The organism is Paenibacillus sp. FSL P4-0081, assembly GCF_000758565.1.
GTDB classification, from domain to species: domain Bacteria; phylum Bacillota; class Bacilli; order Paenibacillales; family Paenibacillaceae; genus Paenibacillus_AQ; species Paenibacillus_AQ phytohabitans.
Map to the genome: position 1 here is coordinate 917,785 of NZ_CP009280.1, position 23,977 is coordinate 941,761.

Annotated in this window: 17 protein-coding genes and 3 pseudogenes; 10 read left to right on the forward strand and 10 right to left on the reverse strand. The window is 50.7% G+C overall.

Features of this window, described 5'->3' with window-relative positions:
• Window positions 1–57: 57 nt before the first annotated feature.
• The gene (locus tag P40081_RS04050; protein WP_081969817.1) at window positions 58–7,389 is read left to right on the forward strand and encodes a DUF4972 domain-containing protein; all 7,332 of its coding nucleotides are present in this window, start codon (window positions 58–60) and stop codon (window positions 7,387–7,389) included.
• A gap of 73 nt (window positions 7,390–7,462) precedes the next feature.
• Here the strand turns inward: P40081_RS04050 and P40081_RS04055 are convergent, their stop codons facing one another.
• Both P40081_RS04055 and P40081_RS39695 read right to left on the reverse strand, forming a co-directional pair.
• Complete coding sequence (locus tag P40081_RS04055; RefSeq protein WP_042133514.1) at window positions 7,463–8,566, reverse strand: response regulator; 1,104 nt, start codon at window positions 8,564–8,566, stop codon at window positions 7,463–7,465.
• 12 nt (window positions 8,567–8,578) lie between these two features.
• Complete coding sequence (locus P40081_RS39695) at window positions 8,579–8,710, reverse strand: hypothetical protein (RefSeq protein ID WP_269323223.1); 132 nt, start codon at window positions 8,708–8,710, stop codon at window positions 8,579–8,581.
• A 258-nt stretch (window positions 8,711–8,968) separates the two neighbouring features.
• Between P40081_RS39695 and P40081_RS04060 the strand changes: the two genes are divergently transcribed.
• On the forward strand, window positions 8,969–10,123 hold the full coding sequence (locus P40081_RS04060; protein WP_039292589.1) for a cobalamin-independent methionine synthase II family protein: 1,155 nt from the start codon (window positions 8,969–8,971) through the stop codon (window positions 10,121–10,123).
• Window positions 10,124–10,210: 87 nt separating this feature from the next.
• On the opposite strand, the gene msrAB is transcribed toward P40081_RS04060, so the two are convergent.
• From msrAB to P40081_RS04085, 5 genes are all read right to left on the reverse strand, one after another.
• Entirely contained in the window at window positions 10,211–11,749 is a 1,539-nt protein-coding gene (msrAB, locus tag P40081_RS04065) for a bifunctional peptide-methionine (S)-S-oxide reductase MsrA/peptide-methionine (R)-S-oxide reductase MsrB (protein WP_197074328.1), read from the reverse strand.
• 19 nt (window positions 11,750–11,768) lie between these two features.
• Complete coding sequence (locus P40081_RS04070; RefSeq protein WP_340949010.1) at window positions 11,769–12,494, reverse strand: cytochrome c biogenesis CcdA family protein; 726 nt, start codon at window positions 12,492–12,494, stop codon at window positions 11,769–11,771.
• An 18-nt stretch (window positions 12,495–12,512) separates the two neighbouring features.
• Window positions 12,513–13,556 carry a sensor histidine kinase gene (locus tag P40081_RS04075; protein WP_042133520.1) on the reverse strand — a complete coding sequence of 348 codons (1,044 nt, stop codon included), beginning with the start codon at window positions 13,554–13,556 and terminating at the stop codon, window positions 12,513–12,515.
• Complete coding sequence (locus tag P40081_RS04080; RefSeq protein WP_042133522.1) at window positions 13,556–14,260, reverse strand: response regulator transcription factor; 705 nt, start codon at window positions 14,258–14,260, stop codon at window positions 13,556–13,558. The genes P40081_RS04075 and P40081_RS04080 overlap by 1 nt, the downstream gene beginning before the upstream one ends.
• Before the next feature lie 73 nt (window positions 14,261–14,333).
• Window positions 14,334–14,837, reverse strand: a complete 504-nt coding sequence (locus P40081_RS04085; RefSeq protein ID WP_042133524.1) for a stalk domain-containing protein — start codon at window positions 14,835–14,837, stop codon at window positions 14,334–14,336.
• 142 nt (window positions 14,838–14,979) lie between these two features.
• Here P40081_RS04085 and P40081_RS04090 point away from each other — a divergent pair.
• Window positions 14,980–15,288: pseudogene (locus P40081_RS04090) on the forward strand (5-methyltetrahydropteroyltriglutamate--homocysteine methyltransferase); the annotation flags it as partial.
• Complete coding sequence (locus P40081_RS04095; protein WP_042133529.1) at window positions 15,251–15,445, forward strand: hypothetical protein; 195 nt, start codon at window positions 15,251–15,253, stop codon at window positions 15,443–15,445. The pseudogene P40081_RS04090 and the gene P40081_RS04095, both read left to right, overlap by 38 nt.
• Window positions 15,446–15,603: 158 nt before the next feature.
• On the opposite strand, the gene P40081_RS04100 is transcribed toward P40081_RS04095, so the two are convergent.
• Together P40081_RS04100 and P40081_RS04105 are read right to left on the reverse strand one after the other, a co-directional pair.
• Entirely contained in the window at window positions 15,604–17,235 is a 1,632-nt protein-coding gene (locus P40081_RS04100) for a sensor histidine kinase (RefSeq protein ID WP_231575278.1), read from the reverse strand.
• Between the two features lie 104 nt (window positions 17,236–17,339).
• Window positions 17,340–18,074, reverse strand: coding sequence for a response regulator transcription factor (locus P40081_RS04105; RefSeq protein ID WP_042133532.1), 735 nt, complete (start codon window positions 18,072–18,074; stop codon window positions 17,340–17,342).
• Window positions 18,075–18,299: 225 nt separating this feature from the next.
• Here P40081_RS04105 and P40081_RS04110 point away from each other — a divergent pair, with 225 nt between their 5' ends.
• Entirely contained in the window at window positions 18,300–18,611 is a 312-nt protein-coding gene (locus P40081_RS04110; protein ID WP_038585821.1) for a YbjQ family protein, read from the forward strand.
• Here P40081_RS04110 and P40081_RS39190 read toward each other — a convergent pair.
• A pseudogene (locus tag P40081_RS39190) lies at window positions 18,607–18,814 on the reverse strand (hypothetical protein); the annotation flags it as partial. The gene P40081_RS04110 and the pseudogene P40081_RS39190 overlap by 5 nt on opposite strands.
• Before the next feature lie 105 nt (window positions 18,815–18,919).
• Here P40081_RS39190 and P40081_RS04115 point away from each other — a divergent pair.
• The 5 genes and pseudogenes from P40081_RS04115 (at window position 18,920) to P40081_RS04135 (ending at window position 23,848) form a co-directional block, all read left to right on the forward strand.
• Window positions 18,920–19,651 carry a CPBP family intramembrane glutamic endopeptidase gene (locus P40081_RS04115; RefSeq protein ID WP_231575279.1) on the forward strand — a complete coding sequence of 244 codons (732 nt, stop codon included), beginning with the start codon at window positions 18,920–18,922 and terminating at the stop codon, window positions 19,649–19,651.
• Window positions 19,652–19,724: 73 nt separating this feature from the next.
• Window positions 19,725–20,000: pseudogene (locus P40081_RS04120) on the forward strand (5-methyltetrahydropteroyltriglutamate--homocysteine methyltransferase); the annotation flags it as partial.
• Between the two features lie 259 nt (window positions 20,001–20,259).
• The gene (locus tag P40081_RS04125; protein WP_042133536.1) at window positions 20,260–21,330 is read left to right on the forward strand and encodes an ABC transporter substrate-binding protein; all 1,071 of its coding nucleotides are present in this window, start codon (window positions 20,260–20,262) and stop codon (window positions 21,328–21,330) included.
• Window position 21,331: 1 nt separating this feature from the next.
• Window positions 21,332–22,108 (forward strand): IucA/IucC family C-terminal-domain containing protein, encoded by a 777-nt coding sequence (locus tag P40081_RS04130; protein ID WP_042133537.1) that lies wholly within the window; start codon window positions 21,332–21,334, stop codon window positions 22,106–22,108.
• Window positions 22,109–22,159: 51 nt separating this feature from the next.
• Window positions 22,160–23,848 carry a helix-turn-helix domain-containing protein gene (locus tag P40081_RS04135; RefSeq protein WP_042133539.1) on the forward strand — a complete coding sequence of 563 codons (1,689 nt, stop codon included), beginning with the start codon at window positions 22,160–22,162 and terminating at the stop codon, window positions 23,846–23,848.
• Window positions 23,849–23,977: the final 129 nt, after the last annotated feature.

A 23,977-nucleotide genomic window follows, 5' to 3' on the forward strand; every position in this document is an offset into this window, starting at 1 on the left:
TTTTCTTGTTTATTCTACGTTTAGCGCTGTCGTGTAGAATAAATTGATGTAGAAAAAATGAAAATAATGGAGGAAAAGGCATTGAGATTTAAACGGATAATCGCCTTGTTGCTGGTGTTTGCGATGATCATACCGACGGGCTTGATACATGCGGCTGATCTGGTATTGAAAGATGATTTAAATATTATGAAGTATACTTCTGCTGGATTGAGAGACCTGGAGGATACTATTGATGTTACGGATGAATCGTATGAGGCAGAGATAATTGTTACCTTTGAGTACGGGGAGGCATCTTATCCTCCAGATTATGTTCAATTATCCATTGTGGAAGAAAATCCGGTAGGCAAGCGGATTGTGGGCAATACACTGTTCGTTGATAAAGGAGCACCAGCTGGAACGATTACCATCAAAGCTGTATTGCCGGATAATTTTTATACTACTCATACTATTACTGTGAATTCAGGTGGGGGTACTCCGCAACCGGCGCAGCCAAGAATAGCCCCTACGCCGCTGGATACAAGTGATCTTAATCATCTCATCGTAAGTGCAACGGCACTGGATGGCGGAATTCACAATGTACAGATAAGAACATTTTTTAAGCATGCCTATGGTATGGTGCCGGGTGACATTATTAGCCTGACACGGGAAGACGACAATAGTTCAGTATTTTCTGCTGACATTACCTATCAAGTCAAGAGTAAGATAAGAGAATTCAATGCGTATGAAATGACTTATTTTTTCACTATGTTAGATGAAGATGGGGGATTCCTGCAATATCCCGAGGTTATTGACATGAACTCGTTGGAAGGAGCTTTGACGGTTAAGCTGGCTGATCCGCCGGACTTTTCCACAGCAGCTATAGTCGAGCACACTCCGCCTGTTGTTACCAGTTTCGACAATATACCCGCTACATTCAAGATTACGCAGTTGCAGGAAGGCGAAGTTCCAACAATCAATGTCTATTACAGGTCAGAATTAACTTCCGATGGATTAAGTATAGTGAAGGGTATGGGCCAACTAACCCATGTGGACGGCGATACGTACACCGTTAATTTGGCTGATCCCGAATTTAAACAAATGGAAGCCTATACGATAGAGTATTATATATCCACCAATCGGGGCTACCAATGGTACTATTATCCGCAGGGCATGAATCCTTATGCTCATACCGGCTTGTATAGCACCTCCATCCCACGTGAATTATACGGTTCGGAGGAACCGGAAGAGCCGGAAGAACCAGAAAGTCCCGAGATCACTAGGGATGACTTGTATTTAAAAGTTATCGAGGCATCCGACCTTTATCTATATAGTCTTGAGGGAGATGGCGAAGGACAATACTCAAGACAAGCAAAAGACGCTTTAAACGATGCCATTATGCAAGCAGTAGATGTGTACCACTATTCAGATAATCAAGCAGAGATTAAAAATGCACATCAAATGTTATCCGATGCCATAGAGATATTTCGCGCGGCAGCAGTGACACCGTTTCAGGCCAAGATTAGCTATGCGCAAAGGATATTCGATTATACCACTGTGGGGACAGACTACGGTCAATATCCGGCTGAGGCAAGAGATACGTTAGGAGCTGCTATTACTTCGGCTAAAGAATGGAATAATCCCACCTCTACCGAAGCTGAGCTAGAGGCTGCCTATCAAGCTTTGGATGCCGCAATTACAAAATTCTTAGACTCCGAAATTAAGAGGGGAGATCCCTCGGTACTCCAGGAGAAAATTGGTGAGATATGGGATTTCCTGAGGTTTGCTTCGGAAGGAGATGGACCAGGACAGTATCCTTCATCAGCTTACACAGATTTGTACAGTGTCATCGATGCAGCAAATGTTCTGATTAGGAATTCAGGGACCGAAGCACAAATTAATGAAGCCTATGAAAATTTGGTGAATGCACTACAGGTTTTTAAGGATTCAAAGAATCCCGATACTAATAAAGTAGCGCTCCAGGCTGGCATCGAGACTGCCCGGGCATTTTTGGATGCCAGTGAAGTAGGTACCAAAGTTGGACAATATCCGGCAGATTCGAAGGACATTCTCCAAGGTTCCATAGATGCTGCGTGGGAGACGTTAATCAACCTGATGTCTACTCAATTGGAAGTTGATCAAGCGTTAGCGAGTATGAATAATTCATTGGCGAATTTTAAGGCGTCTGTAATTAAGGCGGGAGACAATACAGCACTACAAGCCGCAATTACTGAGGCGAAAATCCTCCTGGAGGGAAGTACTGAAGGAAATGCTGTAGGAGAATATCCGCTAGAAGCCATGGACTTACTGGCATCCGCGATTACAAATGCAGAAAACTTGGCAAATGAAGAAGCGACTCAAGTAGCAATGGATGAGGCTATCCTAACTCTGAACAACGCAGTTGCAGCTTTTGAAGCTGCGGTGATCAAGGAAGGGAACAGCACAGAGCTCCAACTCAAAATTGAAGCAGCAAGAAATCTTTTGAGTTTTAGCGCAGAGGGTGATCGCCCTGGAGAGTATCCGTCAGAAGCCTTCGATGCTTTGGATAAGGCTGTTGAAGCTGCCGAGTCTCTGATGGATTCCCCCGGGACACAGCAACAGATTGATGATGCCCATCATGATTTGGTACAAGCAATCGAAGCTTTCGAAAATGCTAAGATTCAGGAGGGCGAGTATGCCCCGCTTCTAATGGCGTTGTCGGAGGCAATGACACTCTATGATACTAGCCCGGAGGGCTACGGTGCAGGGCAATATTGGCCGGAAGTCAAAGCGTTGTTCATGACAGCCATTGAGGCGGCAAACATAGTAGTAGGCGGGCCGTCAACTCAAGAAGAAATAGAGGAAGCACTTCAAACACTTGCGGATGCGGTTGAAGATTTTCAGAAATCTGTAGTTCGTGCCGGGGACAGCACAAATCTTCAATTGGCCATTACGGATTTGACCACTCTTTTGAGCAACAGCAAAGAGGGGGATGACGCAGGAGAATATCCGGCAGGATCAAAAGCGATTTTGCAATCAGCGGTTACGGCAGCATCGAATGTGATCAGCGAACCGGCTACCCAGCAGGAGATTGATCAGGCTTATGAGGAACTGATAGATGCCGCAGGTATTTTCATCGCTAAAATAATTCCAGCGGGCAATATCTCGAAAGCTCTCGAAAAAATTTATGAGGTAGGCAGGCTTTTGGAGGCCAGCAAAGCAGGAACCGGAGTTGGACAATATCCGGCTGAGGCAATAGCAGCATTGGAGGCAGTATTTGATGCAGCGATTATTGTGGTCGATAAACCCTCTTCGCAAGTGAAGCTTGATGCTACTTACCAAGCCCTTGTAGACGCGGTCGATGTGTTTAAGAAGGCGCAGATACTGGCTGGAGACACTGAAGAAGCTGATGTGGTAGTTACCGGCGCAGAAACGCTGCTGAGAGACAGCATTGTAGGCGAAGGCTTAGGTGAGTACCCGCTGGCAGCCAAAACAACACTGGAAGCAGCGATTGCAGCAGCGAAAGAAGTGTTTGAACAACCAGCGACACAAGCGCAGATTGATACAGCTAAGGCGGCGCTGGAAGCAGCGGTCGCAACTTTCAAAAATGCAGTGAATAAAGAAGGCAGCAGCGAAGAAGCTGATGCGGTAGTGACCAGCGCAGAAACGCTGCTGAGAGACAGCATTGTAGGCGAAGGCGTAGGCGAGTATTCGCTGGCAGCCAAAACAACACTGGAAGCAGCGATTGCAGCAACTAAGGAAGTGCTGGAACAACCAGCGACACAAGCGCAGATTGATACAGCTAAAGCGGCGTTGGAAGCAGTGATCACAACTTTCAAGAATACAGTGAATAAAGAAGGCAGCAGCGAAGAAGCTGATGCAGCTGTGACCGGCGCAGAAACGCTGCTGAGAGACAGCATTGTAGGCGAAGGCGTAGGCCAATATCCACTGTCTGCCAAAACAACACTGGAGGCAGCGATTGCAGCAGCCAAGGAAGTGCTGGAACAACCAGCGACACAAGCGCAGATTGATACAGCTAAGGCGGCGTTGGAAGCAGCGATCACAACTTTCAAGAATACAGTGAATAAAGAAGGCAGCAGCGAAGAAGCTGATGCAGCTGTGACCGGCGCAGAAACGCTGCTGAGAGACAGCATTGTAGGCGAAGGCGTAGGCCAATATCCACTGTCTGCCAAAACAACACTGGAGGCTGCGATTGCAGCAGCCAAGGAAGTGTTTGAACAACCGGCAACACAAGCGCAGATTGATACAGCTAAGGCGGCGTTGGAAGCGGCAATTACCGCATTTGTAGCTAAGGTAAATGGAGCAGGTAGCAGTGAAGAAGCTGATGCGGTAGTGATCGGCGCAGAAACGCTACTGAAAGACAGCGTTGTAGGTGAAGGCTTAGGTGAGTACCCGCTGGCAGCCAAAACAACACTGGAAGCAGCGATTGCAGCAGCCAAGGAAGTGTTCGAAAACCCGGCAACGCAAGCTCAGATCGATGAGGCCAAAGCGACGCTGGAAGCAGCAATCAAGACATTTGAAGCTGCGGTAAATAAAGAAGGCAGCAGCGAAGAAGCTGATGCAGCTGTGACCGAAGCAGAAGCATTGCTGGTTGATGTACCAGTAGGCGAGGGCGTAGGCCAATATCCGTCAGAAGCAGTCGACGTATTGAAAGCAGCAATCAAGGCAGCGAAAGAAGTGTTCGAAAACCCGGCAACGCAGGCGCAGATTGACGAAGCGAAAGCAACGTTGGAAGCAGCAATCACGACATTTGAAGCTGCGGTAAATAAAGAAGGCAGCAGCGAAGAAGCTGACGCAGCTGTGACCGAAGCAGAAGCACTGCTGGTCGATGTACCAGTAGGCGAAGGCGTTGGCCAATATCCGTCAGAAGCAGTCGACGTGTTAAAAGCAGCCATCCAGGCAGCCAAGGAAGTGTTTGAACACCCAGCCACGCAAGCGCAGATTGATGAAGCCAAAGCTACATTGGAAGCAGCCATCATAACATTTGAAGCTGCGGTTAATACAAAAGGCAGCAGCGAAGAGGCTGACGCAGCTGTGACCGAAGCAGAAACATTGCTGGTTGATGTACCAGTAGGCGAAGGCGTAGGCCAGTATCCGGCCGAAGCGGTCGACGTATTGAAAGCAGCCATCCAGGCAGCTAAGGAAGTGTTTGATCACCCGGCAACACAAGCACAAATTGACGAAGCGAAAGCAACGTTGGAAGCGGCAATCAAGACATTTGAAGCTAGGGTGAATAAAGAAGGCAGCAGCGAAGAAGCTGACGCAGCTGTGACCGAAGCAGAAACATTGCTGGTCGATGTGCCAGTAGGGGAAGGTGTAGGCCAATATCCGTCTGAAGCGGTCGACGTGTTGAAGGCAGCCATCAAGGCAGCCAAAGAAGTGTTTGAACATCCAGCAACTCAGGCGCAGATCGATGAGGCCAAAGCTACATTAGAAGCAGCAATCACAACATTTGAAGCTGCGGTAAATAAAGAAGGTAGCAGTGAAGCAGCTGACGCAGCTGTGACCGAAGTAGGAGCATTGCTGGTCGATGTGCCAGTAGGCGAAGGCGTAGGCCAATACCCGTCAGAAGCAGTCGACGTATTGAAAGCAGCCATCCAGGCAGCTAAGGAAGTGTTTGATTACCCGGCAACACAAGCACAAATTGACGAAGCGAAAGCAACGTTGGAAGCGGCAATCAAGACATTTGAAGCTAGGGTGAATAAAGAAGGCAGCAGCGAAGAAGCTGACACAACTGTGACCGAAGCAGAAACATTGCTGGTTGATGTACCAGTAGGCGAAGGCGTAGGCCAGTATCCGGCCGAAGCGGTCGACGTATTGAAAGCAGCCATCCAGGCAGCTAAGGAAGTGTTTGAACATCCGGCAACGCAAGCGCAGATTGACGAAGCCAAAGCGACGCTGGAAGCAGCAATCAAGACATTTGAAGCTGCGGTTAATACAAAAGGCAGCAGCGAAGAAGCTGGCGCAGTGGTAAACGAAGCACAAACGCTGCTGAAAGACAGCATCGTAGGCGAAGGCGTAGGCCAATACCCGGCTGAAGCTGTAAAAGCGTTGGAAGCAGCAATGGCAGCAGCCAAAGAAGTGCTTGAACACCCGGCAACACAAGCACAAATCGACGCAGCGAAAGCGACATTTGAAGCCGCGGTGGCGGCCTTTGAAGCGGCAGTCATCAAGGCTGGAAATGCCGGAGAGATTCAGGCCCAGATTACTGAAGCGGCAACTCTTTTAAATGAAAGCACAGAGGGCAACGGCGTAGGGCAGTATCCGGCGGGTTCCAAAGCAATCCTGCAAGCCGCAATTACGGCGGCGGAAAATGTCATCCGCACGGCGGCAACACAAGCAGAGATTGACAAGGCTAATGAGCAATTAACAGCGGCTTATAATGCCTTCCGGGCAGCTGTAATCAAGACTGCACCGGTAGATTCGTATACACCGCCCGTTAATTCCTATACACCGCCGGTTAGCACCGATACCCCACCGGCAGCTACACAGCCTGTGACACAGCCGTCTACCAAAATTACAGATGGACTGAACACAGTTGAAACGGGACAAGGCACAGTAAAAACAGCTGCGTCTGAGGTTCAAGAGATCATGAAGGCTGCGAAGCCGGTTATTCTTGAATCTACGCTTGGTGTAATTGATTTTGGTAAGAATGGCTTGAACGTACCGGAGCTCAAACTAGGATTAGGTGCTTCCCTGGAGTTAGGAATACTTATGACAGAGAAGTCCAAAACCGATGAGGTGTTGGCAGGAGCCAAGCTGGATCAGGCGGGCTTGCAGCCGCTAGGCGGGAAGGTTCTGGACCTGATTGCCCAGCTGAATTATTCGAACGGCACCAGCACGAGAATCAAGAGCTTCGCTGAACCGGTCAAAGTCACGATTAACTTGAAGGAGCTAGGGGTGACCGGTGATACGACCAACCTGACAGCGGTTCGATTCGTACCTCAGGCAGACGGCACGTATAAGACGATCAAGCTTGGCGGGGTCTATATCCCGGCAACGAATAGCTTTGAGTTCTATACGGACAGCTTCAGCTTGTACAGCATCGTTAAGGCTGATTCGGTTACCAAGATTACGTTCAAGGTTGACAGCAAAGAGTATTCAATTGGAGCACTTGCTAAGCAAAACGATGTGCCGCCTGTTATCCAGGAGCAAAGAACCCTGGTGCCGATCCGGGCTGTAGCGGAAGCTTTGGGCGCTGAAGTCAAGTGGGACCACGCAACCAAAACAGCTACCATTACGCTTGACGGTAAAGTGCTGACAATGACTTTGGGAGAATTGATTGAAGGCATGGACGTACCTGCGCAGGCGATTGACGGCAGAATCATGGTGCCGCTGCGTTACGTTTCGGAAGCCTTAGGAGCTTATGTCATGTGGTTCTCGCAAGACAAACGGATCGAGATTATCCGTTAGTATCATCCTAATCTAAAAAGCCGGTTGCCTGTTTCAGGGCAATCGGCTTTTGTCTGCTTATTAAACTTTCTGCTTACCTGTTCAATCTATGCATCATCTCACGGATGGGGGTGCCCGGCTGTGTTCCCAGCTCCTGCAGCAGAACCTCCTCCAGCTTGCGGTACCGCCGGATGGCCTCGCTTGTTCTTCCGAGTCCGATCAACAGCCGGATGGCCTGTCCGGCGATATCCTCGCGCAGGGCATCGATCCGGAGGATTTCATCATATGCCTGCAGTGCCTGCTCCATCTGATACTTCTCGAGATAGATACGTGCGGCCAACTCTTGCAGCTCTATATAATCCTGCTCCAGGCGGCGCGCCTTGGTGCTGGCCCATTCGTAGGTTTTACCCTTAAGAAAAGGTCCGGTATACAAAGCTGCTGCCTGTTTCAGTAATTCCGTATGCCCGTCCCGGTTCATTCTGATTTCTCTCAGCAAACGCTCGAATGCATACAGGTCACAGGACAGGGAATTCTCAACAATCTGTACCTCATTCCGGTCAGGCAGCAGGCACACCTTAAGCCCGCTTTCACTGATAGCTTTGCGGATATAATACAGATTGCTATTCAGGTTGTTGCTTGCCTTCCCGGATTCAAACCCGCTCCACAGGGTGTCCATGATCTCGTCACGGCTGACTGAGCGTTTGTACAGGAGATAAGCGAACAGCTCCTCCGTCTTGGGGCTCCTCAGCTTGAGAGGCTTCCGGTCCGGTCCGGGGTGCAGCAGCTTAAAGCCGCCGAACATGCATACCTCCAGCACAGGCTCCACCTCCGGCCGCCTCGGCCGCCTTCTTATTTTATCCAGAGTCTGTCTTACCCGTTCCGCAGAAACCGGCTTCAGCAGATAGTCAGTCGCGCTGGCGTCGAACGCCTGAAGTGCATATTCCTCATAGCCGGTAACGAATACCACGTCCATGGCCTCATATAGCTCATGAAGCTGCCGGGATAACTTCATCCCGCTTACCTCTGGCATGGAAATATCCAGAAAAGCAATATCGATAGGGTTGTCCCTGGCATATTCATAGGCCTTCACCGGATTCTGGAAGGTCTGGCAGATCACGACCTCTCCGCTCTCGGACAGAACCCAGCTGAGCTGATTAAGTGAAAGCCGTTCATCATCGACAATTATCGCCCGAAGCATATGTTCACCTGCTTATTCTTTTTTAGCCACATCTGCCATCTGCCAATCTTCCGGCAGCCCGGGACGATATTCCCTGCCGTTATCCTTAATGGCAAACCCGACCGCACCATTCTCCAGCCGGCCCAGCCGCTCCTTGATCATCATGAGTCATTAGTCCTAGAAATTCCAATCAGCCATTAATATTAGCAAATTACAGATGGGCTTTCAATTAGAATTCACACCGGGAAAAGTCTATTTGTGTCGGCACGGAGGAAAAATGGTACGGACACTACATAAAAGATCCTTACTATACCTTTTGACTATAACCAGATATCATTTTTAAGTGTTACGTACCTCTAAGTCCTCCATGCTAGAATTTAGACACATGAGAAAGAGATGTATGAGAATAGAGGAGGACTATATATGTGCAATAGATTTCAAATCGTAGGCAGCCTGCTGCGTCCGGCGGAGCTATTAGAATATAAACAGCAGATTGAACACCGTGATGATATCCAGTATCCCTTTTACCAGGACTTTCAGGGGTATGAGCAGTGTGAATCGGAGGCCATTCAGGCTGTAGTGGATAAAGAAAGAGACAACGGGTTGTCCATTCTTACGGATGGGGAATACTCCAAATCGATGTGGCATTTGGACTTCGTCTGGGGCTTCCAGGGGATTGACCGCTATATCGCGGATCATGGATATTTCTTCAGAGATATAGATGGAGCTTCCAAATATGAGACCAGAAAAGATATCGGTCTGCGCATTACAGGTGAATTGGGCGGAAAGAACCATCATTTCATTCATGCCTATAAGAAGCTTCAAGCTCTTGCCGGCGACCGTGAGACCAAGCTGTGCGTACCTTCGCCATCCCATATTTTTGGTGAGCTGTCCTGGTCGGATAACATTGGCAGTACAGGAGTGTATAAGGACAGAAATGAGCTGAAGGCCGGTTTGATTAAGGCCTATAAGGATTTTGTAGGGGAATTCGCTGCTGCCGGAGGACAAATTCTGCAATTCGACGATTGCTTATGGGAGTTATTTGCCGATGATAACCCGAACTCTCCATTTACCGGCGAGAAAATCAATCATGAGGAAGTACAGGGTCTGGCTGCAGAATTTATTGACATCAACAACACCATTATTGATTATGGTCATAGCTTAGGCCTCAAAATGTGGACGCATAACTGCCGCGGCAACTACGATTCCCGTAATATGGGCGGCGGCTCGTATGCCAAGATTGCGAATCTGTTCCTGAAGCAGCTGAAGTACGACCGCTTCTTCCTGGAATGGGATGATGACCGTGCAGGCTCCCTGGAGGCGCTGGCGGTATTCAAAGATAAACCGGAGACGGAAATTGTATTAGGCTTACTGTCTTCCAAAACGAATACGCTTGACGATGAGGCCCGTGTAGTTCAAATGCTTGATGAAGCATCAAAAATTATTGATAAGGACAGATTGTTACTGTCCCATCAATGCGGGTTCGCGTCCTGCGATGGCGGTAATGAATTAACGGAAGATGAGCAGTGGGCGAAGATTAGACAAGGACAAGAAATTGCCCTGCAATATTGGGGTTAAGTAACAAATAACAATCGCCCTCCACACGGCTCTCTTGAGCGTAGGGAGGGCGATCTTTTTAAGAATCTGTATAAATCTCCACTTGATCTACTCCACCAGCCCCAATAAATACCCGTAATGCTCCGCTTCCATCTGGTCCAGGGGGATGAAGCGGATGGAGGCGCTGTTGATGCAGTAGCGTTTGCCGCCGCGGTCTTCGGGGCCGTCATCGAACACATGACCCAGGTGGATATCGCCGGATTGGCTGCGGACCTCGGTGCGCTCCATGCCGAAGCTGGTGTCTGTGGTGTAAGTTACCACCTCCGGGGTAACCGGCTTCGTGAAGCTGGGCCATCCGCAACCGGAATCGTATTTGTCCCGGCTGGTGAATAAGGGCTCTCCAGTCGTGATATCGACATACAGGCCAGGTTCGTAATTGTCCCAGTATTCGTTGCTGAAGGCATGTTCGGTATCATTGTTGACAGCGACCGCATACTGTTCAGCGGTTAATTGTTCTTTCAATTGTTCATCGGAGGGGCGGGGGTATTGGGCAGGATCAATCACAACCGCTTGCTCATCCAGAATACTTAAGTCAATGTGGCAGTACCCGTTCGGGTTCTTCTCCAGATAATCCTGATGGTACTCCTCGGCCAGATAATAGTTTTTCAGAGGCAGAACCTCCGTTACGATCGGCTTATCATAGTTCGCCTGCTCCTGATCTACGGCCTGCTGAATGATGGCTGCATCCTCTGGGGACGAATAGTAGATTCCTGTCCGATATTGAACGCCTCTGTCATTGCCTTGCTTATTCCGGCTGGTAGGATCAACCACTTTGAAATAAGACTCCAGCAATTGCTGCAGCGTCACTTGCTTCGGATCATATTTCACATGAACGGTCTCCGCGAACCCCCGGTCCCCGCGAATGACATCTTCATAGGCCGGATTCTCGCCTTCCCCGTTGGCATAACCCGAGGTTACATCCTGAACCCCCTGAATGCGGGACATATAAGCCTCCACACCCCAGAAGCAGCCGCCCGCCAGGTACAGATTGTGCAGATCCTTATCAGCAATGGGAGTGGTCTTGACAGTGCGGACCGTGGACGTCATTTCCCCGAAGGTCTGGGTAATTTGCTCATTGGAAGCATGACCCGGGAGTGATTTCACTAGATTTCCGTCTGCATCAATATAAAAGGAGGTAGGGAATGCCCTGACTTCAAATTTCTTGGCCCATACCCCATCCTCATCCAAAAGTACGGTTAAGTTGTCATAAGACTGTCTGTTGAACCACTCTGTAAATTCCTTGGAGGACTTCTCTCCCTTGGAATCCGGTGTAACAATCGTGATCACCTGGAAATCATTCTCTTGCCCGGCCAAGGTATTCAGGTCCTCAAGTCCGGCCAGACAGATGGAACACCAGGAAGCCCAGTACTTCACATACACTTTCTTACCCTGTAGATCCGACAGTTGAAGAGAGTTACCCTTCAGATCCTGTAATGCAAAGTCAGGTGCAGGCTTTCCTTTGTCCATTGCAGCGGGGGAGCCGGTATTGCCGGCGGGTGCGTTCGGCTTCGTACCACAGGCCATCAGGAGCGACAGCATTCCGCCAATCACCAGGACATATCCCATCCATTTCCACGCACTCCTCATAGCTAACCCTCCTAGCGATTTATTGAATCCAGCCGACAATCGTATTCAGCCGGTCTGTCATAAGCAGCAGTCCCATTACAATCAGCATACAGCCGGACGCGATTTTGATTCCTCCCATGAATCTGTACAAGCGGCGAATCCGCTTCACCAGAACTTCCGAGAATACGGATATGACCAGGAAGGGGAGGGCTAAACCGAGCGTATACAGAAACATGAGGAAGCCTCCATAAGCAGGAGAGCCTTCACCGGCAGCGATGCTGAGAATGCCTGCGAGTACCGGGCCGATGCAGGGAGTCCATCCGAAGCTGAACGTCAGACCGAGCAGGAAGGCACCTATATATCCGCCTTTTGTAACACGATTGCTGGATAGCTTTTTTTCCCGTTCCAGCCAAGATAACTTGATGAGGCCTGTCTGATAGATCCCGAATAAGATAACGATGGCTCCGCAGATGGCAATGAATCTCGGGCTGGATATGATATTGCCCAGGATGCCGGAACCGAAACCAAGTAAGATGAAGACTACAGATAGTCCAAGCACAAACAATAACGTCCGCATCATAAAACTGGAACGAAACCGGAAGGAGCTGGTGTCAGCCACTCCCTGATTCGTGCCGTCTGCTAGGCTTCCTGACAGATAAGACACATATACCGGAAGCAACGGCAGAATACATGGCGCAAAAAACGATAACAGCCCTGCGCCGAATACGCCGAACAGAAATATTGAATCACCGGCCAAATCAGTCACCACCTTAATAAATGCTGCTTACCCTGACCCGTTATAGATGGGAACGGTGAACCAGAAGCAGCTGCCTGCTCCCTGCACACTGTGCACCCCAATTGCGCCGCCATGAAGCTCAACAATTGATTGTGCGATGGCGAGGCCCAGACCGGCACCCCCGTTGTTCTTGCTGCGTGATTTATCAATCCGGTAGAACCGTTCGAATATACGTGCGGTCTCCTCCGCTTCAATTCCCTGGCCTTCATCGGTCACTGAGATTCGCAGGTATTGACCCTCTTCAGCGGCAGCCAGAATGACCTTTCCTTCCACAGGTGAATGCTGAATGGCATTCTGCAATAAATTGGACAAGACCCGCTTAATCTGCGCAGGCATCATCAGAGCGGCAGGCAGTTTATCCGGCAGATCAATCTCCACGTTCAGCTTCTTCTCCGCGAGGTGAAACGAGAAGCTCTCCAGCGTACTGATCAGCAGCTCATCGGCATGACAAGGCAGCGGGTCGAAGATTTCACCTTTGGCTTCCAGACTGGATAATTCAAATAGATCATGAATCAGCCCCCCGAGCCGCTTCGTCTCCAGCCGGATGGTATTCAGATAACGTTGAAAGGTAACCTCATCCTGAATGACATCGTCCTCCAGCGCTTCAACAAACGATTGAATGGAGGCGAGGGGGGTCCGCAGATCGTGGGAGACATTCGCAATCAGCTCCCGGCGCGCGGATTCAGAATGGTGCAGATTGTCGAAGCTTTCCTTCAGCTTGAAGCTCATTACATTGAATTGCTGTGCCAACAGCTTGAACTCCTGCGGGCCGATTAAGGGGACTTCGGTATGGAAATCCCCTTCGGCAATTCGCACAGTCTGCTGTGTAATCCGTGCAATGGATTTCTCTAACGGCCGTGTCAGCAAATGCTGCAGGATGAAGGAGAGCAAGCCTACCCCGGCCGTTATACCAGACAACCAATAGAATTGATCGATGGTGAGGAGCATTTTGGAGTAGCTGACGAATAAACAGATGAGTAATACGCCAATCCCCGTGAGGCTGGACAACAATAAATACGTACGCAGTTTCATTAGATGCCATCCCCCGCAAACTTATAGCCTATTCCCCAGACCGTCTTGATATATTTCGGATCAGAGGGAGTCTGTTCGATCTTCTCTCTTAATCTCCGGATATGCACGGTAACTGTTGTGGTATCTCCTTCGTAGCTGAAATCCCATATTTTGCTCAGAATCTGGGTCCGCGAGAACGCCTGGCCAGGATGACTTGCCAGCAAGTACAGCATCTCGAACTCTGTGACCGTCAAGTCAATCACTTGCCCGCTGATCTCCACCGTACGCTTCGCTACGTCCACGGTAAGTCCTTCATACTTAATGGTGTGTTCAGCGGCGGTAACGGGCGATGCCTGAACCACCCGCATTCTGCGCAGGATCGCCTGCACACGCAGCACGAGTTCTCTTGGACTGAAGGGTTTGGTCAAATAATCGTCAGCCCCCATCGTCAGCCCCATCAGACGGTCCTGTTCCTCCCCGCGGGCCGTCAGCATAATGATCGGGACATCTTCAGTCTGCCGAACCTCGTTGCACACTTCCCAGCCATTCTTATGCGGCATCATCAGATCGAGCACAATCAGGCTGGGAGTCTGACTGCGCCACAGCTCCAGCGCCTCTAATCCGTCTTTGGCGGTGATCACCAGGTAACCTTCCCGTTCAAGATATCTGCGGCACACATCGGTAATATTTGAATCATCATCAGCGACCAGTATTCGTTCATTCACCCTAACCCACCCCATATCCGGAAAAATACATTTGAATCCATCATAGCATATGGTGATGGTAGCTCAGTCCGTCTTATTTCATAGCCTTGGCAGGCTTCATGTAGTCTGCAACTACCATGTCCACCACATAAGTGCTGCCATCGTAGAGAGCAGGGGCCATATTCAGGCTGACAGCCATACCGTCGACCATAATTTTTTTCGATCCAATCCATACCTTGATCATTTTGCCCATCGGCTTCATACCATCGTCCATCATCTTGCTGTCGTCCATCATCTTGCTGTCGTCCATCATCTTGCTGTCGTCCATCATCTTGCTGTCATCCATCATCTTGCTGTCGTCCATCATCTTGTCGTCGTCCATCATCTTGTCCATGTAAACCAGGGACACGGACCGGTCTTTGCTGTTCCACTCGATGCTATAGCCGTACATCCCGGCCGCCTGTCTTAAGTTCACTAGCTCCATGCCGTTCTTTTTCATCGTTTTCATTCCTGCCGCACCGGCTATTCCGGACACCGCCAGAGAGAGCACCAATACCGCGGTCATCATTAACCTTTTGCCTGGTTTACCTTTAACCATGTTTATCACACTCCATCGCTTTATTTGATTACATGAACAGCATAAGCAAGAGAGCTTACGATTCTCTAAGCTAAGTATTACGATTGTCTTACGAAGTGAGCAGAGCTTGGATATCCGGGCTGGCGCACTATAACCTTTCACTATAACCAGATTGGAATATAAACAGCAAATTGAGCATCGGGATGATATTAGCTATCCTTTTTACCATGATTTCCAGGGCTATGAGCAGTGTGAGGATGAGGCGATTCAGACTGTAGTCGAGCAAGAGAGCGAGAATGGGCTGTCCATTCTTACGGATGGGGAATATTCCAAATCGATGTGGCATCTGGACTTTGTCTGGGGCTTCCAGGGGATTGAACGCTATATTGCTATTCATGGATAATTCTTCAGAGATACGGACGGAGCTTCCAAATATGAGACTCGAAAGTACGTTTGCAGTATATCAGGAGAGTCCGATTCAATGTTTGAGACGGAATGAAAAGGGTGGGGTGACGGGCAGTATTACATGGGGGCTGCTCTTCGGGCTGCATTTTGCTTATTTGCAGTGGAAGCGGGATGTGACTTCAGCGATGATTGCGCATGGCGTGGTTGATTTTATTCGGTTCTGATTGTTCGGCGTGGGAATGCACTCTCTTTATCGGGAGGTTTTTTTTAGGCGTTCCCGTTAATTTGTTGTTGTATGTGTTGACTCTGCTTACTCCACACATGTGGAATCGTGTTCAATGTTGGGAGTACATACAGGGAAGAATCATTCCCAGCCAAACGCTCAGTTGGGCAATAAGATCTCAATTATCGTGCCTTGCCACACTTTGGATTTTACCTGGATTTCGCCGCCATGCGCTTCCACGATGGTTTTGGCGATGCTCATCCCGAGCCCGGATCCTTCCGTCGATTCATCGGAATTCGTTCCCCGGTAGTAGCGATTGAACAAATGATGCAGTGTTTCCTCGTCCATCCCTTTGCCATTATCGATTACTCGTATGCATACCTTGTCGTTCATCCTGCCGACATAGACGTTGACAACTACGCCAGGCGGGTTATGCTTCACGGCGTTGGACAGCAAATTGTCCATCAACCGCATCAGCCAGGTTTCATCGGCCTGTATCAGCAAGGGACAATCCTCCCCAACATAGTGAAACTGATACTCAGACATCATGGCGCCGTTGACGTACTTCAGTACGGAGCAGCGCACCAGCTCAACCAAGTCGATCTCCCGAAACTTCATGATCGAATCGCCCTGCTTGAGCTGATGAATCAATGAGAAGTCGGAGATCAGCTCCAGCATATAATCCCCCTTTTCCCGGATCGTCGAGCCCATGATGCGCATCTCCTCTTGGCTCCATTGCTCAGGCAAGCTCTCCAGCATATACCCATAACCTTGAATTGTGGCCAGTGGTGTGCGCAGATCGTGGGAAATCCCTGACATCCACTCCGCTTGCGCCTTTTCCATCCTCTCGCGTTCCTTCTCGATCTGAGCCAATTGATGAGTCATCTGATAGAAGGATTCAATCACTTCCTTATAGAGCCTGTAGCGGATGCGCATCATGCCGTTGCGGCGGAATACCTTGCGCATGTCCTTGGCGGTCAGTACCTGGTCGTACTGTCCCCGGCCCATACGTTCGAACCAGCCTGCAAACAGAATCAGCGGCTGACCGTAGCGGTAGCCATGCCAGATGGAGATCGGCAGCGCCAAGAGCAGGATCAGAACTGTAATCCGGACGAGTCCACGCGTTGCCTTTTCCATCACAGGATGCTTCAGAGGGGCTCCCGCTGCATGGGGTGTATAGAGAATCCACGTCATTCCGCTCAGCTTGTCCCGATGGGCGACAATATTCGTGTCATAGTTGCTGGGCGATTGCTGGATGGCCAGGATATCCAGCTGTCGATACGCCTTCTGCACGTATGCTCCATCGCCGATGCCTTGTACGATATGGCTCTCGGGGTCGATCACCTGCAGATAGCTGCCGGTTTTGCGCAGCCGCCGGTCCAAGTGGGAAACCGCTTCGCTACGCACGATTCCATGCTGCCCGTAGGCATGAAACCAGGCAACGAGCTGGTCAAGGTCAGGACTAGGATAGCCCAGCATATACAGAAGCGGGTCTTGGAAAGCAAAATTAAGCTGAGTGTGTACGGCATACGTCCCAAACGTCCGTGTCTCTTGGATATCGAGCAGTTGAGCGATGGAGTAGGAGGCCGGCAGCGTATGGTGCGGAGTTGTATTGACGGCGTAGATCACCTCTCCTTCGGCACTGACAACCTGTAGCCACATGCCTTTTTCCTCGATGAGCTTGTCCCACTCAGGGGAGATCTGAACCATCCCGTCCTTGTAATGAGCTTCTTGAGCGATCTGTTGCAGGACGCCAACCGGAAAGTTCCGGCGTATCTCATTACTCGTCATGTTCTGGAAAAACAAGATGCAGGCAACCAGAGTGATAGCCACCATAAGCAGGGCATAAAAAATCAATTGATACGTGAAGTGGAAGGCCATGCGCTGTTGGATCTTCATCGCTCCTGCGGCTCCTTCACCAGCTTGTAGCCAAGCCCGCGTACGGTAAGCAGCAGCTTCGGATTACCGGGGTCGATCTCGATCCGCTCTCGGATGCGCCGGATATGCACCATTACCGTCGAATCATCGCCCTGTCCGTTGATCCCCCAAACCTTGTCGTAGAGCTGTGTTTTGGAAAATACGATGCCGGGAAACTTACAGAAGTGCAGCAGCAACTGGAACTCCTGCGCGGGGCAAGGAACTGGCTGTCCCTCCACGATTAGTTCGCCCTCCACCTCGTTGACGGTGAAGCGGCCAAACCGATAAATCCCCGGATCGGGCCGTTTCGCCGGACTGGACGTCGAGGTTTCTGGCTCCAGTCGGCGTATGCGTGCCTGAATTCTTGCGGCCACCTCCAGAGGATTGAAGGGCTTCGTGATATAATCGTCCCCGCCCATAGCGAAGCCTCGCAGGACATCGAGATCGGAAACCTTGGCCGTCAGAAACAAAATATGCGGATTCCCGTATTTGCGGAGCTTGGAGCAGAGCTCCAGGCCGCTGCCGTCGGGGAGCATGATGTCGAGCAGGAGGATATCGGGGGCTTCACGCTTCGCTAAATCGAGAGCTTCCGCACAGGTGGAAGCCGCGTACAGCTGATGAAACCCTTCCCTGCGAAGCACCATTTGCAGCATCGTGACAATCGAAGGCTCGTCGTCGACGATTGCGATTTTAAAATCGGATAGATTTGTCATTGTTATCACCCATTTCCATAGTAGCATAATCACTTTAACAGAACCTAAACGGCGGGAGTGAAATTAAGCTGATGTTTGTCTATCCGTTTAGGTTCTGTTTCATTGGGGCTGGTAGGATAGGGGTGAGAAAGCTCTTCGAACATACAAAGGATTGGTTTATGAGAAGATCGTCCCTAGTCAACAAAAGTATTACCCTATAGCCAGACCAATTGAGGAGGATAATTTATGATTATAACCACTACATCAACTATTGAAGGCTCCCCGATAAGGCAGTATCTGGGCATTGCCACCGGTGAAGTCATTATAGGAGCCAACGTATTCAGAGACTTTAAGGCTTCGATTACCGACCTCGTAGGGGGGCGTTCGGGCGCTTACGAAGGCAAGCTTCAGGAAGCGAGAGATACGGCATTTGCTGAGATGACTCAGAAAGCTTCAGGGATGGGAGCTAATACGATTGTCGGAGTCGACATTGATTATGAAGTCATTCGCGATGGCATGCTGATGGTTGCCGTAAGCGGGACGGCCGTGATCGTTTAACACCACGATGTTTGCCTCTTGTCTGGATGACACGTTGCTTGCCTTTGAGCAACCACGTATGCTGAAGCGCTTGGTAATCGCGGATCATCGACTCATCTTTGAAGAGCAAGTGAGGGGTTTTCTCGTCCATTAACTTTTTTCAAAGTAGGAAAAGTTACTTCTGTGAAGGCTTGTTGCTTGACTTCATCCACCGCAGCTAGCGTAGGTTGAAGTTCTTTATTCGATGATATGAAAAAAAACCCTTTAGTTCAACTTATATACTAAATAAGTCTTTATCTACGCACAACGATGCAAAGAGGTGTACACCCGTGAAAAAGGTTCAAAAATTGTCTGAAACTGAAAAGGAACTCATGGAGGTAATTAGCTCTTCCACGTCCACTATGCCCCAAGCCCGACCTGGCTGGCCAGAGACCCTAACTGCACTGGGGCTCTATCTGATCGGCATAGTTATGCTCGGTCTTTGGATGACGCAAATCCCTGACGAGCAAGCCATTTTGCGAATTAACATCGGGGGTGCAGGCAATGGTCTTGTTGGCCTCGCCGCCTTGTTCGCAGCCTACGCCCTGCGGGTTCGAAGTCTGCGCGCTTTCGGTTTCCGGGCGATCGAACGGAAATGGCTGCTTGTGGGAGCCGCCCTCGGTGTTGTCGCGTTCGGCGGATGCTTCGTTATAGAGGGGGTATATTTTCACTTCATCACCGAGCTGAACAACCAAGCGGACTTCCAGACGGCAGCGCAAGGTGGCGCGCTCTCACTCTTCGTTCTGCTTATCACTGGCGCTATCCTCACGCCGCTCGGCGAGGAGTTTGTATTCCGGGGCGTTATTGCCAATGCGCTGAACCGTTACGGAGCATGGGCCGGTGTGGTTGGCAGCGCTGCGATCTTCGGCGTCGTTCATGGATTCAACGTCATCCTGTTCGACGCATTCATGGTCGGCATCCTGAATGGTATACTGTTCCGTAAGACGGGTTCCATCTGGCCCGGGGTCGTGGTGCATATCGTGTATAACGGCCTCAATCTTCTCTACTATTCTACGCTATAGATCTAATTTTATGAGACATCGTGGCAGAGACAAACAGCTCGGTCAGCTGCGCGCGACCGGGAAACCAAGCTGTGCAGGCTCCCTTGAGGCGCTTGCGGTGTTCAAAGATAAGCCTGATACAGAAATTGTACTTGGATTGTTGTCTTCTAAGACCAATACGCTTGACGATGAGGCCCGTGTAGTTCAAATGCTTGATGAAGTCTCGAAAATCATTAATAAGGATAGATTATTACTTTCTCGTCAATGCGGGTTTGCGTCCTGTGATGGCGGCAATGAATTAACGGAAGATGAACAGTCGGCGAAAATTAAACAAGGACAACAGATTGCCCAGCAATATTGGGGTAATTAATATTTAACTCAGTTAATGAGGGGAGCAGGTCCCCTTCCTTAAGACTGTCGAAGGTAATGTCGGCAGTCTTTTTATATTGGATTATCGGAATCCCGAAGAGATACTGTGTAAAAGGAAGCATGCTCCTATGGAACACAATGTCGCATTAATCCGGCTGCAATGTCGCAAAAGTACATGGAAACGGAGCAGGCAGATCGATTATACTCACTTTACGAATATGATAATGAAAATCATTATCACATAAGAAGGGGGAGTCAGCATGATAAGAGCAACAAAGAGGCAGGCAACCGGCAGCAGGATATACACCGCCCGACAATCAGGACTATTAATATGGATGCTGGCACTGATACTTGTGCTGACGGCTTGCGGCACTGGAGGGGATACCAAGGGAGGCACAGCCGCACAGCCGTCTGCAGCAGCTTCAGCGGGGCCGTCGGCGCCACCGGATACAGAGGCTCAGTCGTCGCCGGAGGCGCAGGCTGCTGCAGCTTTTCCGGTAACGATCTCACACCTGAAGGGCGAATATACACTGACGGAGAAGCCAAAGGTGATTGCAGCGCTTGATGTGAAATTCGTCGATCAATTGATAGCGGTTGGGGAGCGCCCTGCGGGCAGCGTTGTGGCTGGGACGAAGGATGAATTTCCGGAATATTTGAACGCCCAATTGGGTGATGTGAAGGTCCTTGGCACACGGGATGAGCCCAATCTTGAGGCTATTGTGGCGCTGAATCCGGACCTTATATTGATGACCGACTTTCAGGAGGAGGTATATGACAGCGTCAGTCAAATTGCGCCCACTGTGGTGCTCGACTTCTACGAGGATTGGCGGGATACGCTGGCTGTCATCGGTGCGATAACAGGTAAGCAGGCGGAGGCAGAGACCGTGCGTCAGGCTTACGGGGACAAAATCACCGGACTGCGGGAGCAACTGGCGGCGAAGCTGGGCGATGAAACCGTAGCGCTGATTCGTCCGAGACCGGAGGGTATCCGTGTACATGGTCCCGAACACCGGACCGGAAGCATTCTTTATGAGGATTTGGGGTTAAATGTCCCGGCCTTCGTTCAGGAGATTAAAGATGACACCTCCGTTGAAATTTCGATGGAGACAGTCGCTGATGTCGGAGCAGATCATTATTTCCTGCTGTCTGATGATTTGTTCGCCAAGGAGGCAGAGGCTCTGGCAGGCAGCCCGGTCTGGAAATCACTTGATGCCGTCAAGAATAACCTTGCCTATGACGTGAATTCAACGCTCTGGATCGCTTACTATGGCCCCATTGCACTCAATATTATTGTAGATCAGGCCTCGGAAGCACTGCTGGGAACGCATTGAAATGGATAGCTATCTGTCTTCGGCCTCATGGAGGGACATGGCGGAGGAATACCGGCTGCGGCCGGGCGGTCCGCCTAAAGACAGCATCCGCACCCTTGCCCTGAGCCAGCTGCAGGAAGAAGCGGCATGCCGCGAATATGTAAGCTGGCTTAAGGATTATATCGGCGCGCCGGATATGCAGGTTGCGGCTTCTATGCTGGCTAAGCGGATCGGCTATCTGTGGATCGCGCCGTTGCTGGCTGCGATGACCTTTCATAACCGGGAAGTCTCCTTTCCGCTGGATACAAGCTTCCTTTATCATCCGGCTTCCCCGGAGTTTAAAGGGGATACGCATTTTCCTTTCCTGGCGGTGAACGGGCTTCGAACAGCATCGCCAACGGAAGACAGGGAAGCGTGGCGGGAGGAGGTCATTAAGGAGATTTTTGCGGTACAGCTTACCCCGCTGCTGCAGACGCTTGCCGCCATAGGACCCGTCCCGATGGCGGTGCTCTGGGAGAATATTATGGTGCGCATTGCCCCGCTATATTCTCCTGGAACAGACGAATCCGGGCAAGACAGGCAGCGGATGCAAGCCGATTTCGCTTTTCTGACCCGGACGGCTCCCGGAGAGTTGTTTGGGCCAAGGCGCAATCCGTTTACCCGGTTCACAGAGCATAATGACGAGACAACGGTTGCGAAGAACAAGCGCAGCACCTGCTGCTTCTATTACCGGATGTCAGGGGAGTATTGCAGGAAATGCCCGAAAATTGACAATGAGAATGAATCTCAATTAAAATGACAACAAGCACGTCCGTCTAGCAGAGGATGCTATTGTCAGGAGATGAGAGAAATGCCGCTGCAGGAGCAGGCAAGTTTATGGAGTGATACGGCGATCAAGACGCTTGACGTGCGCAGCGGTACTGTGCCGCCTGGCGGTGTTCTGAGCGAAGCGGGATTGTCAGCCAATCTGTTATTGCTGGCAGGCGGCGGGGAAGGGAGGCTTGTGATGAATGGCGAGGTTCGCCGTATCCAGGCCTCTTTTGTCTGCCACGCTGTTAAGGGGTCGGCATTTACGATGACTGCCGGACCGGAGAACATTCATTATACCGTTATTCTCTACAAGGCTGTTCCAATGTCGGGAGCCGCCCGTGTACTGTTCCCGCAGCAGAGCCACCCGCTGCGCACTTCGTTTGTTCATCATCCCGCGCATCCGGTGGAGCTGCACCAGACGGCAGACAAGCTCGCAGCCAAATGGAGCCGGGGAGAAGGGCTGGAACGGTTCCATGCCAATGCGCTGCTGCAAGGAATGCTGTACGAGCTTATTATGGAGCATGAACGCGGTCAGGGCGGCGGGGAGCCGGATATGGTGGAGGTTGTTGCTGCCTATATAGCGGGGCATTACCGTCAGGAGCTGGAGCTTAAAGAGCTGGCTGCGCTTGCCGGATGCGGTGCAAGACAGCTGCAGCGGCGGTTCAAGCAGGAGAAGCTGCTCGGCCCGATGGAATATGTGATCCGGCTGCGGATGGAGAGCGCAGAGCGGATGCTGCGTCATACGGATGCTCCTATCGGCGAAATCGCTGAAAGAACAGGCTACCGCGACATGTATTACTTCAGCAGGGCGTTCAAGAAATATTATGGAGTCCCCCCGCAGCTCTACAGGCGGACTGCCGCTTCAGAGCCCCGTGCTGGCGCTGCGTATTCCGGGCTGCCGGACCCGGTGATCAGTCATATGCGGGGCGATTATAACGTCACTGCTTCTCCGCAGCGAATCGCTGTACTCGATGTTCAATATGCTGACCATTTGCTTGCCCTTGGGCTGTCACCCGCAGGAAGTGTAGGATTGGGCGGTGCAGTGTTGAAATTCCCCCAATATATCCGGGAAAGGCTTAAGGCAACGGAAATGCTCGGAACCTATGAGTACCCGGACCTGCAGGCTGTGGAACGGCTGCAGCCGGATTTGATTATCTGTACCGAGGTGCATGATCCGCATTATGAACGCTTAAGCCGGATTGCTCCCACTATCATGTTTCGGCGCAATAAGAGCTGGCAGACGATTCTGAGCCTGCTCGGTGAACTGACGGGCAAGCGGGCCGAGGCGGAACGTATTATTGCCGATTACCTTCGCCGCACGGCATTGCTCTCAGAAGAGCTTGCCCCGGTGCTGGCAGGCAAGAGCGTGGCTCTGATCCGCCCGCGGGAGTCACTGGTCCGCGTACATACGGCTTCGCACCGCACAGGCGCTGTGCTGTACCGCGACCTGGGTCTGCCTGCTCCGCTATTCGTCGCAGATACCTCCGACACGGCGTATCATATTTCCGTCGACAGGCTGCCGGCAGTGCATGCCAGCCACTACTTTTGGCTAAGCAACGAGCTGCTGCAGGATAACCTGGCTGTGACCGAGCAGAACGCCCGGGGCTTGCTGGATGCAGATGAACGGCAGCATATATACCCGGTGGATACCGCTACATGGATCGGCTGCTATGGGCCGACAGGCATCAATTGCATTGTGGATCAGGTAGCCCGCGCCTTGCTGGCCTGAGTAGTGCCAATCCCAATAGATTCTATTAGATTTAGCCGGTTGTTGCATCCCTAACACCTGTCATTGGCAGGTGTTTTTTTGAGCTTCTTATATGCGAACGTTTGTGCTACAATACCTTTTGTGAATATA